The sequence below is a fragment of the Blastococcus sp. SYSU DS1024 genome, from assembly GCF_054050795.1.
In genome coordinates this window covers 89,509-100,150 of sequence record NZ_JBJHAA010000003.1, presented here as the reverse complement: position 1 = coordinate 100,150, position 10,642 = coordinate 89,509, and the positions used below count along the sequence as shown (strand labels likewise).

13 protein-coding genes are annotated in these 10,642 nt (G+C 74.2%); 8 read left to right on the top strand and 5 right to left on the bottom strand.

Features of this window, described 5'->3' with window-relative positions; genetic code table 11:
- Positions 1-12: 12 nt before the first annotated feature.
- Entirely contained in the window at positions 13-144 is a 132-nt protein-coding gene (locus ACI79S_RS03835) for a hypothetical protein (RefSeq protein ID WP_456592116.1), read from the bottom strand.
- Between the two features lie 423 nt (positions 145-567).
- Here ACI79S_RS03835 and ACI79S_RS03830 point away from each other — a divergent pair, with 423 nt between their 5' ends.
- Positions 568-1,182: a dihydrofolate reductase family protein gene (locus ACI79S_RS03830; RefSeq protein WP_456592115.1), complete on the top strand. Its 615-nt coding sequence runs from the start codon at positions 568-570 to the stop codon at positions 1,180-1,182.
- 25 nt (positions 1,183-1,207) lie between these two features.
- Here ACI79S_RS03830 and ACI79S_RS03825 read toward each other — a convergent pair whose 3' ends face one another.
- Positions 1,208-1,954, bottom strand: a complete 747-nt coding sequence (locus ACI79S_RS03825) for a phospholipid scramblase-related protein (protein WP_456592114.1) — start codon at positions 1,952-1,954, stop codon at positions 1,208-1,210.
- A gap of 61 nt (positions 1,955-2,015) precedes the next feature.
- Here ACI79S_RS03825 and ACI79S_RS03820 point away from each other — a divergent pair, with 61 nt between their 5' ends.
- Complete coding sequence (locus ACI79S_RS03820) at positions 2,016-3,281, top strand: ArgE/DapE family deacylase (protein ID WP_456592113.1); 1,266 nt, start codon at positions 2,016-2,018, stop codon at positions 3,279-3,281.
- Positions 3,278-3,919 carry an HD domain-containing protein gene (locus ACI79S_RS03815; RefSeq protein ID WP_456592112.1) on the top strand — a complete coding sequence of 214 codons (642 nt, stop codon included), beginning with the start codon at positions 3,278-3,280 and terminating at the stop codon, positions 3,917-3,919. Before ACI79S_RS03820 ends, ACI79S_RS03815 begins: the two co-directional genes overlap by 4 nt.
- On the opposite strand, the gene ACI79S_RS03810 is transcribed toward ACI79S_RS03815, so the two are convergent.
- Positions 3,876-4,160, bottom strand: a complete 285-nt coding sequence (locus ACI79S_RS03810; protein ID WP_456592111.1) for a DUF4031 domain-containing protein — start codon at positions 4,158-4,160, stop codon at positions 3,876-3,878. The two genes, ACI79S_RS03815 and ACI79S_RS03810, sit on opposite strands and share 44 nt — an antisense overlap.
- 77 nt (positions 4,161-4,237) lie before the next feature.
- Between ACI79S_RS03810 and ACI79S_RS03805 the strand changes: the two genes are divergently transcribed.
- The 4 genes from ACI79S_RS03805 (at position 4,238) to ACI79S_RS03790 (ending at position 7,390) form a co-directional block, all read left to right on the top strand.
- Positions 4,238-4,771, top strand: coding sequence for a DUF1697 domain-containing protein (locus ACI79S_RS03805; RefSeq protein ID WP_456592110.1), 534 nt, complete (start codon positions 4,238-4,240; stop codon positions 4,769-4,771).
- A gap of 46 nt (positions 4,772-4,817) precedes the next feature.
- Positions 4,818-5,813 carry a Gfo/Idh/MocA family protein gene (locus ACI79S_RS03800; RefSeq protein WP_456592109.1) on the top strand — a complete coding sequence of 332 codons (996 nt, stop codon included), beginning with the start codon at positions 4,818-4,820 and terminating at the stop codon, positions 5,811-5,813.
- Positions 5,810-6,640, top strand: a complete 831-nt coding sequence (locus tag ACI79S_RS03795; RefSeq protein ID WP_456592108.1) for an SDR family oxidoreductase — start codon at positions 5,810-5,812, stop codon at positions 6,638-6,640. Before ACI79S_RS03800 ends, ACI79S_RS03795 begins: the two co-directional genes overlap by 4 nt.
- Before the next feature lie 105 nt (positions 6,641-6,745).
- On the top strand, positions 6,746-7,390 hold the full coding sequence (locus tag ACI79S_RS03790) for a hypothetical protein (protein ID WP_456592107.1): 645 nt from the start codon (positions 6,746-6,748) through the stop codon (positions 7,388-7,390).
- Between the two features lie 9 nt (positions 7,391-7,399).
- Here the strand turns inward: ACI79S_RS03790 and ACI79S_RS03785 are convergent, their stop codons facing one another.
- Positions 7,400-8,197 (bottom strand): DUF72 domain-containing protein, encoded by a 798-nt coding sequence (locus ACI79S_RS03785; RefSeq protein ID WP_456592106.1) that lies wholly within the window; start codon positions 8,195-8,197, stop codon positions 7,400-7,402.
- A gap of 25 nt (positions 8,198-8,222) precedes the next feature.
- Here ACI79S_RS03785 and ACI79S_RS03780 point away from each other — a divergent pair, with 25 nt between their 5' ends.
- A complete protein-coding gene (locus tag ACI79S_RS03780; RefSeq protein ID WP_456592105.1) occupies positions 8,223-8,606 on the top strand; it encodes a VOC family protein in 384 nt (127 codons plus the stop codon).
- A 104-nt stretch (positions 8,607-8,710) separates the two neighbouring features.
- On the opposite strand, the gene groL is transcribed toward ACI79S_RS03780, so the two are convergent.
- The gene (gene groL / locus ACI79S_RS03775) at positions 8,711-10,342 is read right to left on the bottom strand and encodes a chaperonin GroEL (protein ID WP_456588092.1); all 1,632 of its coding nucleotides are present in this window, start codon (positions 10,340-10,342) and stop codon (positions 8,711-8,713) included.
- Positions 10,343-10,642 lie beyond the last annotated feature (300 nt).

The window sequence follows — 10,642 nt, the reverse complement described above, 5'->3', positions numbered from 1 at the left end:
GGCCGGATGCGCTCAGCGCGAACGCCGCCGGCGGCGCATCCACGGGCCGCGCCCCGTGCGGGCGCCACGGCTGAGCGCCCGGAGCACCTCCCGGCGGTAGGCGAGCTCCGCGTCCAGGCCTGGGTTGGGGTAGTTCAGGGTCATGGCCGTTCCTTCCTCGTCCGTGCTGACGAGAGGAACGGTCGTGCTGAGGGGTGCTCCGGGGCATCGGTCGGCCGGGCAGTCCTGCGGCGCCGGGCGGGACTGAGGCCCCCTTACGACGATCGGCCCCACCCTGAGGTGGGGCCGATCGGGGATGAGGTCCGGACCGGATGACGGCCGCCTCGCGGCGAAAAGCACAACACGGCTCCAGGCCCCCGACCGAGGTCGGGGCGGTAGTCCGTGAAGGCGTAACCAAATGGCACCCGGGGGCACGATGCACCCGGCCCGGACGGCTTCCACCGTACGCCCCGGAGCCGCCGACGTCCTGTCGCACCGGTCGGGACCGGATGTCGAGAACGCGAGCCCGGTTCCGTCCCCCGGGTGTGCGAGCACCCGGCTCCCACCCGAGAGACCTGGAGTCCACCGATGACCCCTCAGCGCCACGCCCGGACCGTCGTCGCGAACGTCACGGTGTCCCTCGACGGGCGCGTCAACGGCCCCGGCGGTGAGCACGACATGAGCTGGATCGTTCCCCACGCGCTGTCCGACGGGGCGCGTGAGCACATGCTCCGCGTCACCGAGCCGGCGACGACCGTGCTGCTCGGCCGCACGAACTACGTCGGGTTCGGCAGCTTCTGGCCGGCCGTCCAGCACGTGGACGACGCCGACCCGCGCGACCGCGCCTTCTCGCGGTGGCTCGACCGCACCGAGAAGGTCGTCTTCTCGACGACCCTGACCGAGGCGTCCTGGCGGAACTCACGGCTGGCGACCGCCGCCCCGGCCGAGACCGTCGCCGGCCTGCGCGGGACCGGCGGTGGCGACATCGTGGTGCTGGCCTCGATCAGCATCATCCGCCAGCTGCTGGTGGCCGACCTGGTCGACCGGCTCAGCATCATGTGGTGCCCGGTGGTGGCCGGGGGCGGCCGGCGCCTGTTCGACGACACGATCCCGGCCACGGCCTGGACCCCGACCGGTTCGTGGGCGACCGGGAGCGGCGCGGTCAGCGTGCTCTACGACCGCCTCCGGGCACCTGCCGCCTGATGCACCCCGGGGACCTGTCACCTGCCTAGTTGAAGCCGCGCTCGTCCTGCTTCAGCGCCGTGTCGACGGTGAGCGCGGAGGCGATGACCATGCTGGCCAGCGGCTCGGGCAGCCGGTAGTGCACCAGGACGACGTAGCGGTCCGCCGTGGTGAACATCGTCCGGGCCAGCCCCTCCCACTTCTTCGTGATCCGGGCGACCTCGACGCCGGCGGCGTCGGTGATCGCGAAGTCCCAGGCCCGCCAGTTCTCCGCCTGGATGGCGCCCACGAGCTGCCGGTCGGCCACGAGGTCGAAGCGGATCCTCCCGAAGACGTTGGCCTGCACGATCTCCCCGACGGGCGCTCCGTCGGGCCGCTCCACGACCACCCGCGAGCGCACGATCTTCGCCGGCCGGGTGAGCACCAGCACCGGCCCGCGCGCGTCGCGCACCTCCAGCCGGTGGGTGAGGAACTGGTCGAGGTTGGAGACCAGCCGCACCGCCTTCTTCAGCCAGCTCTGCCCCACCTGCACGACGGCGCCGATCTGCTGACCGTTGCCGTCGAGGACGGCGTACTCGTTGGTGAGCTCGATCAGCTTGGTCTTCTGGTTCACCAGGAGGACCGGCTGGTCGTAGAGCGAGGGACCTGCGGCCGGCGGCTGCTGCGGCGGAGGCGGCGGCGGCGGGGCGGCCTGCTGGACGTGCTCGGTCCAGCCCTGACCGTCCCACCAGCGGGAGCCCTGGCCACCGGCGGGGTCGGGGTACCAGCCGGGCGGCGGCGGGGGGTGGCTCACGGCGGTCACGCTAGCGCCGCCGCCCCGCACCACCTCGCACCCCGCGTGCCAGACTCCGACCGTGGCCGACCTGACCGCCGTCGAGGCCCGCGTCCTCGCCGCCGTCGACGAGCGGTGGGCGGTGGAGCGGCTGTGCGCGCTGATCGCCGTCCCGTCCGTCGGCGGCACGGCCGCCGAGAGCGAGGTCCAGCACCTGCTCGCCGGCTGGCTCGACGAGCTCGGCTGCGACGTCGACCGCTGGCCGATCGACCTCGCCGAGGCCGCGACCGCCCCCGGCGCCCCCGGGCAGGAGGTGGTGCGCACCGAGGCGTGGGGCGTCGTCGGCACGCTCGGCGGCGACGGCACCCCGGCGCTGGTCCTCTCCGGCCACACCGACGTCGTCCCGCCCGGCGACCCCGGGCTGTGGGCCGGCGACCCGTTCGTCCCCCGGTTCGCCGACGGCGCGGTGCACGGGCGCGGCGCGTGCGACATGAAGGCCGGCGTCGCCGCCTGCCTGGCCGCGGTGCACGCCCTGCGGACGGCGGGGGTGCGCCTGGCCCGGCCGCTCGCCCTGCACGGCGTGGTCGGCGAGGAGGACGGCGGCCTCGGCGCGTGGGCCACCCTGCGGCGCGGCCACACCGGCGAGCTGTGCGTCATCCCCGAACCCACCGCGCAGGCCGTGGTGACGGCGCACGCCGGGGCGCTCACCTTCCGGCTGGAGATCACCGGGCGGGCCGCGCACGCCGCCATGCGCGACCGCGGGGTGAGCGCCGTCGAGCTGTTCGCGCACGTGCACGCCGCGCTGCTCGCGTTCGAGGCCGAGCGGCAGCGGGACGCCGACCCGCGCTTCGGCGACGCCCGGTTCCCCCACGGCATCTCGATCGGCCGGGTGCGGGCCGGGGACTGGGCGAGCTCCGTGCCGGACCGGCTGGTCGCCGAGGGTCGCTACGGCGTGCGGATCGGCGAGCCGGTGGAGGCCGCGCGGGCGGCCCTGGAGACCCGCCTCGCCGAGGTCTGCGCCGACCACCCCTGGCTGGCCACGCACCCGGTGCGGCTGACCTGGACCGGCGGGGCGTTCGCCAGCGGTCAGCTGCCTGCCGGCCACCCGCTGCTGCCGGCGGTGCGCGCGGCCGTGGTGGACGCCGGCGGGCCACCACCGCCCGAGCGGGCGCTCCCCGCGGGCACCGACCTGCGGCTCTACGCCGCCGCGGGCATCCCGACCCTGCACTACGGGCCCGGCGACCTGCACCTCGCGCACGGGCCGCAGGAGCGGGTGCCCGTCGCCGAACTCGTCACCGCCGCCCGCGCCTTCGCCCTGCTGGCGCTGCGCACCTGCGGGGTCCGGTGAGCGGCCCGGTCGGGTTCGAGGCCTGGGCGGCGCTCGCCGGGGACTCCCCCATCTCGCGCACCGAGTGGGCCGCGGTCGTCGCCGCCTGGAGCGAGCCGCACCGCCGCTACCACGACCTCGCGCACCTGGCGGCCGTGCTCGGGCTGGTCGAGCGGCTCTCCGCCGACGTCCCGGACCCGGCCGCCGTCGCCCTGGCCGCCTGGTACCACGACGTCGTCTACGACCCGCTGCGCCCGGACAACGAGCAGGTCAGCGCCGAGCGCGCCCGCGCCGGGCTGCGGGGGCTGGTGCCCGACGAACGGGTCGAGGAGGTGGCCCGGCTGGTCCTGCTCACGGCCGGGCACGACCCGGAGCCCGGCGACGCCAACGGCGCAGCCCTGTGCGACGCCGACCTGGCCGTGCTCGCCGCTCCCCCGGCCGCGTACGCGGGGTACGCCTCCGCGGTGCGGGCCGAGTACGGGCACCTCTCCGACGAGGAGTTCACCGCCGGGCGGATCGCCGTCCTGGAGCGGCTGCTCGGCCTGCGCCGCCTCTACCGGCTCCCCGCCGCCGCGGAGTGGGAGCCCCTCGCCCGCGCCAACCTGACCGCGGAGCTCACCCTGCTGAAGCAGCGGGCCGGCGGGGCTTCCGGAGCCTGAGACCGGCGGCCAGCAGGCGCTGCAGCAGCTCCCGGCACTCGACCGCCTCGGCGCCGGCCGCGACCGCGACGTCGTAGAGGTCCTCGGGGACGTCGTAGTGGTCGCCCTGGAAGGCCCGACGCGGGATGCCCAGCTCGGCCGCGACGAAGGCGTGCAGTTCGTCGTAGCTCACGTCGCTGACCAGGTGGGACCACCTGCGCCCCCGCCACGGCCACACGGGGGTGTCGATCAGCACCGTCACCGTGCCAGTCTGCCCGCCATGGCCGCAGACCGCCCCCAGTCGCCATCCGCGCAGGGTCCGCTCCGCACGGCGGCCGGATGATGCGCCGGTACGCGGCCCTGCTCCGCGGTATCGCGCCGGCCAACCCGCTGATGGCGAACGCCGAGCTACGGGAGGTCCTCACCCGGCTCGGCTACGCGAACGTCCGCAGCGTGCTGTCCAGCGGGAACCTGCTGTTCGAGGCCTCCGACGCCAGCACCAGGCGACTCGAGGTCGCCATCGAGGAGGCGATGCAGCGGCACCTCGGACGTCCGTGCGCCACGTTCGTCCTCACCCGGCGCCGGCTGGAGCGGCTCGCGGGGGTCGACGTCTTCGCCGGCCATGACGACGTGGGTGACCGGCGGTGCATGGTCACGCTCCTCGCGCGCACGCCCGCTGACGCGCCGCGGCTGCCGTACGAGCAGGACGGGTCGGTCGTGCTCTCCCTCCGGGAGGGGGCGCTGTTCAGCGTCGTCGACATGACGAGGCCGCCCACGGTGCTGCGCTGGATCGAAGCCGAGTACGGGGCCACCACCACCCGCTCGTGGCGCTCGCTGCAGCGCATCGCGGCTGCCCTCCCGCGCGACGGCTGACCGCTCCGGCCGACGCCGTGGACACCGCACGGGCTAGCGTGCCGGGGTGAGCAGAGAGATCCGCTGGGGAGTCGTCGGGCCGGGCCGCATCGCCGAGAAGGTGGTGGAGGACTTCGCGGTGGTGGACGGCGCCCGCGCGGTCGCCGTCGCGTCCCGCTCGCAGGAGCGGGCCGACGGGTTCGCCGAGCGGCACGGCCTGGAGCGCGCCTACGGCTCCTACGCCGAGATCCTGGCCGACCCCGAGATCGACGTCCTCTACCTCGCCACCCCGCACCCGCAGCACCACGCGATCGCGCTGGGCGCCCTGCGCGCGGGCAAGGCGCTGCTCGTGGAGAAGGCGTTCACCGCCACCACCGCCGGGGCCACCGAGGTCGTCGACCTGGCCCGCGAGACGGGCACGTTCGTCATGGAGGCGATGTGGACCCGCTTCCAGCCGGCCGTCGTCGCGCTCAACGAGCTGGTGGCCGACGGCGCGATCGGCGAGGTGCGCTCGGTGCAGGCCGACCTCGGCGTCGCCCGCGAGTACGACCCCGTCGACCGGCTGTTCGCCCTGGAGCTCGGCGGTGGCGCGCTGCTCGACCTCGGCGTCTACGTCGTCTCCTTCGCCCAGATGCTGCTGGGCACGCCCGACCGCGTCGTCGCCACCGGCTCGCTGTTCCCTTCCGGCGCCGACGCGGAGGCGGCGATCCTGCTCGGCTGGGACGACGGCCGCAACGCCGCGCTCACCACGTCGCTGAAGTACGCCCTGCCGGGGACGGCGCGCGTGGTGGGGACGACGGGCTGGATCGACGTCGTCCCGCGCTTCCACCACCCGCAGACCATCGTGCTGCACCGCGCGGGCGCCGAGCCGGAGGAGATCACCCGGCCGCAGACCGGCGCCGGGTACGCGCACGAGCTGCTCGAGGTCACCGAGTGCCTGCGCGCCGGGCGGACCGAGAGCGCCGTGATGCCGCTGGCCGACACGCTCGTCGTCCAGGACGTGCTGGGTCAGGCCGCCGACCAGCTGGGCGTGCGGCACGCCGAGGCGGTCGAGGTCCTGTGATCGTCGTGACCGCCGCGGGCGGGGTCACCGGCACCGCCGTCGTCCGGGCACTGCTGGCGCGCGGGGAGCAGGTGCGCGCGGTGGTGGCGTCCCGTCGGCCGCGTCCGGAGCTCGACGGCGTGGAGGTGGTCGTCGGCGACCTCACCGGCGACCTCTCCGCCGCGCTCGCCGGCGCCGACGCCCTGTACCTGATCTGGCCGAACTTCGACCCCGACGAGGCGACCGGCGCCCCCGCCGTGCTGGCCGCCGCCGCCCGGGCGGGCGTCCGCCGGCTCGTCTACCACTCGGTGCTGCGCCCCCAGATCCGCGTGATGCCGCACCACGCGGCGAAGGACCGCGTCGAGGAGGCGCTGGACGGCGCCGTCGCCGGCACGGCCGCGCGGTGGCGGGTGCTGCAGCCGTGCGCCTACGCCACCAACCTCGACGGCGCGGTCGGGACGGCGACCGAGACCGGCGAGCTGCCCAGCCCCTGGGGCCTGGAGCAGGCGCAGTCGTTCGTCGACCTGCGGGACGTCGCCGACGCCGCCGCGGTCCTGCTCACCGAGGACGGCCTGGACAGCGGCACCTTCGAGGCCGTCGGCCCCGAGGAGGTCACCGCTCCCGGCGTCGCCGCGCTGCTCACCGCGCGCTCCGGGCGGCCGGTCACCGCGGTCGACGTGCGCGCCGAGGACGACGGGAGCTACGCAGGCCGCTGCCGCACCACGATGTTCGACTGGTACCGGGAGCACGGCTTCACCGGCAGCCCGAGGGTGCTGGCCACGCTGCTCGGCCGGCCACCGCGCACGTTCGCCGAGCACCTCGCCGACCGGGTACCGGCGGGCAGCTGACCGTCCCCCGACCGGGTGGCTCGGCTGCAGCACCAGCCGGAGCCTGCCGATGTGGAACGGGAACGGCCGTACCGACGGCCGTCCGTCCCGAGGGGATACGACTTCATGGCTCTGCTCGAAGGTCTGGCCGCGCTGGCGGCGAAGTTCGCCGGTGCCAGCACCGTGGCCCAGGTGGCGACCGGTGTCGGCATCGCCACCGCCGGTGTGACCGGCGCGGGCGCCGTCGGTGTTCTCCCGGCACCGGTGCAGGACGCCGTCGCGAGCACGGTCGAGACGGTGACGCCGTTCGAGCTGCCGGAGTCCGACGCCTCCACCGGGGCCGAGGGCGCAGCGCCGGTCGACGACACCGAGGCCGACGCCGTGGAGACCGAGACCGGGACCGAGACCGGGACCGAGACGGAGACCGAGACGGAGACCGAGACCGAGGCCGTGGAGACCGAGGAGGAGGCCTCCGAGGAGGAGGCCACCGAGGACGCGGCGGGCGCCCGCGGCCTGGACAACGCCATCGCGCACGCCAACGAGCACGCGCAGGAGGCGCTGCAGGCGGCCCAGGCCCGCCAGGCGGCCCACGACGCCGAGAAGGCCGCCCGCGACGCGGCCCGGGACGCGGAGAAGGCCGCCCGCGACGCGGCGAAGGCCGCTCGCGCCGCCACCGCGCCGGTCGAGGAGACCGCCGAGGAGACCGCCGGTGCGGCCACCGGGGAGCCCGCCGGCCAGGGCCGGGGGAACCAGGGCCGCGGCGGCAACTGACCCGCGCGGTCAGGCCTGGGCGTCCTCCACCGGCGCCCAGGCCAGGCCGGTCGCCTGGTCGGCCGTGGGCACGCGGGTCGGCGTCCCCCCGGCCCGGCGCACGGCATCGGCGAACAGGCTCGCGTCGATGACCGCGGCGCAGCCCGGGTCGTTGTTGAAGTACACGAGCACGTCGGCGTCCCCGTACGCAGCGACCAGCCGGTCCGCCCACAGCTGCAGGGTGCCCGGCCGGTACCGCCAGTTCTCCAGGCCGGTGTGGAACCTGAGGTAGCCCCAGTCGGCGGTGCGCCACAGCGGGGCCACCGGCTCCTCCATCCGGTCGGCCCAGCACAGCGCCGCCCCGTAGCGCTCCAGCAGCGCCCGCGTCTCGTCGGTCCACCACGACTCGTGCCGCGGCTCCACCGCCACCCGGGTACCGGCCGGGAACTGCGCCAGGCACTCGCGCAGCAGCTCGGGGTCCGCCCTCAACGTCGGCGGCAGCTGCAGCAGCACCGTGTCCAGCTTGCCGGCGAGCCCTGCGGCGCGGCCCATCAGGCGGGCGACCGGCTCCTCGGGCTCGCGCAACCGCTTGATGTGGGTGAGGAACCGGCTGGCCTTGACCGCCCACCGGAAGTCCGGCGGCGTGCGCTCCCGCCACTTCACGAACGTCTCGTGCTCCGGCAGCCGGTAGAACGCGTTGTTGCTCTCGACGGTCGCGAAGTGCTGCACGTAGTGCTCCAGCCACAGCCGCTGCGGGAGCTTCGGCGGGTAGAAGGCGCCACGCCAGTCGCGGTACTGCCACCCCGACGTCCCGATGATCACCGCCACGGACAGCCGCCTACCCTGCTCCCCCATGGCTGACGCACCCGCCCGCTTCAAGGACCTCTGCCTCGACGCCAACGACCACCACGCGCTCGCCGACTGGTGGTGCGCCGCCATCGGCTACGTGCGACGTGACTCCCTCGAGGACGCCGGGAACCCGGAGGACGACGAGCCGCGCCCGCACGACTGGCCGATCCCGATCGTCGACCCGGCCGGCGAGGGACCGCTCATGTGGATCGTCCCGGTGCCCGAGCGGAAGACGATCAAGAACCGCATGCACTTCGACGTCGTCGGTGAGACGTGGCCGCTCATCGCGGCGGGTGCGCGGATGGTGCGGGAGCAGGACGACGAGATCGAGTGGAGCGTCCTCGCCGACCCCGAGGGCAACGAGTTCTGCGTCTTCGCCCCCGAGTGAGCCGAGCTCCCCCGGACGCCGACAGGGGCGGCCCGCTCGGAAGCGGACCGCCCCTGCCGGGCAGTGCTGGTGGTGCAGTGCTCCTCAGCGAGGAGCGGGCGGACTCAGAAGTCCATGCCGCCCATGCCGCCCATGTCGCCACCCGGAGCGGCCGCAGCGGCCTTCTCCGGCTTGTCGGCGATGACGGCCTCGGTGGTGAGGAAGAGCGCCGCGATGGAGGCGGCGTTCTGCAGCGCCGAGCGGGTGACCTTGGCCGGGTCGATGATGCCGGCCGCGACCAGGTCCACGTACTCGCCGGTGGCGGCGTTGAGGCCCCAGCCGGTCTCCGAGTTGCGGACCTTCTCCGCCACGACGCCACCCTCGAGGCCGGCGTTGATGGCGATCTGCTTCAGCGGCGCCTCGAGCGCGACGCGCACGATGTTGGCACCGGTCGCCTCGTCACCCTCGAGCTCGAGCTTGTCGAACGCGACGGCCGTGGCCTGCGCGAGAGCGACGCCACCACCGGCGACGATGCCCTCCTCGACGGCGGCCTTGGCGTTGCGCACCGCGTCCTCGATGCGGTGCTTGCGCTCCTTGAGCTCGACCTCGGTCGCGGCGCCGGCCTTGATGACGGCGACGCCACCGGCCAGCTTGGCCAGGCGCTCCTGCAGCTTCTCCCGGTCGTAGTCGGAGTCCGACCGCTCGATCTCGCTGCGGATCTGGTTGACCCGGCCCTGGATCTGGTCGGTGTCACCCGCACCCTCGACGATCGTCGTCTCGTCCTTGGTGACGACGACCTTGCGGGCCCGGCCGAGCAGCTCGAGGTCGGCGGTGTCGAGCTTGAGGCCGACCTCCTCGCTGATGACCTGGCCACCGGTGAGGATGGCGATGTCGCCCAGCATGGCCTTGCGGCGGTCACCGAAGCCCGGGGCCTTGACGGCGACGGACTTGAAGGTGCCGCGGATCTTGTTCACGACCAGGGTCGCCAGGGCCTCGCCCTCGACGTCCTCGCTGATGATGGCCAGCGGCTTGCCCGACTGCATGACCTTCTCCAGCAGCGGGAGCAGGTCCTTGACCGAGCTGATCTTCGAGTTGACGACGAGCACGTACGGGTCGTCGAGGACGGCCTCCATGCGCTCGGTGTCGGTGACGAAGTAGGGCGAGATGTAGCCCTTGTCGAAGCGCATGCCCTCGGTGAGCTCCAGCTCGAGGCCGAAGGTGTTGCTCTCCTCGACGGTGATGACGCCTTCCTTGCCCACCTTGTCCATCGCCTCGGCGATGAGCTCACCGATGGCGGGGTCCGCGGCGGAGATCGACGCGGTGGCGGCGATCTGCTCCTTGGTCTCGACGTCCTTGGCCGTGGAGAGCAGGTACTCGCTGACCGAGGCGACGGCCTTCTCGATGCCCTTCTTGAGGGCCATCGGGTTGGCGCCGGCGGCGACGTTGCGCAGACCCTCGCGGACGAGTGCCTGGGCGAGCACGGTGGCGGTGGTGGTGCCGTCACCCGCGACGTCGTCGGTCTTCTTCGCGACCTCCTTGACGAGCTCGGCCCCGATCTTCTCCCACGGGTCCTCGAGTTCGATCTCCTTGGCGATGCTCACACCATCGTTGGTGATGGTGGGCGCGCCCCACTTCTTCTCAAGAACGACGTTCCGGCCACGGGGGCCGAGGGTCACCTTGACGGCGTCGGCGAGGGTGTTCATCCCTCGCTCGAGGCCGCGGCGCGCCTCTTCGTTGAACGCGATCATCTTGGCCATGTGGTGATGTCCTCCGAGCATGGATCGCTGCACGGCCGGGTTCGGCGCCCGCGACGGACGACACCAGCGACGTGGGCACTCCGTCGGCCCACGGACCGGTGCCTCACCGTTCCGACCTGGCTGGCACTCAGGAGCCCTGAGTGCCAGAACCGAGTTTGGCACTCGACCCCCGCGAGTGCAAGAACGGGGGTCGGTTCCCCCCCCTAGCGGGGGGCTCCCGCACCGGCCGGCTCGCCGCCAGGAGAGGACACGGGCCCGGCCCCCCGTGGGAACCGGGCCCGGGCCGGTGCTGCTGAGTGG

Bases quoted from the DNA above. Each gene is read 5' to 3' on its own strand.
- ACI79S_RS03790 (WP_456592107.1), top strand. From the start codon at position 6,746: ATGGCTCTGCTCGAAGGTCTGGCCGCGCTGGCGGCGAAGTTCGCCGGT.
- ACI79S_RS03805 (WP_456592110.1), top strand. From the start codon at position 4,238: ATGATGCGCCGGTACGCGGCCCTGCTCCGCGGTATCGCGCCGGCCAAC.
- ACI79S_RS03835 (WP_456592116.1), bottom strand. From the start codon at position 144: ATGACCCTGAACTACCCCAACCCAGGCCTGGACGCGGAGCTCGCCTAC.
- groL (WP_456588092.1), bottom strand. From the start codon at position 10,342: ATGGCCAAGATGATCGCGTTCAACGAAGAGGCGCGCCGCGGCCTCGAG.
- ACI79S_RS03830 (WP_456592115.1), top strand. From the start codon at position 568: ATGACCCCTCAGCGCCACGCCCGGACCGTCGTCGCGAACGTCACGGTG.
- ACI79S_RS03780 (WP_456592105.1), top strand. From the start codon at position 8,223: ATGGCTGACGCACCCGCCCGCTTCAAGGACCTCTGCCTCGACGCCAAC.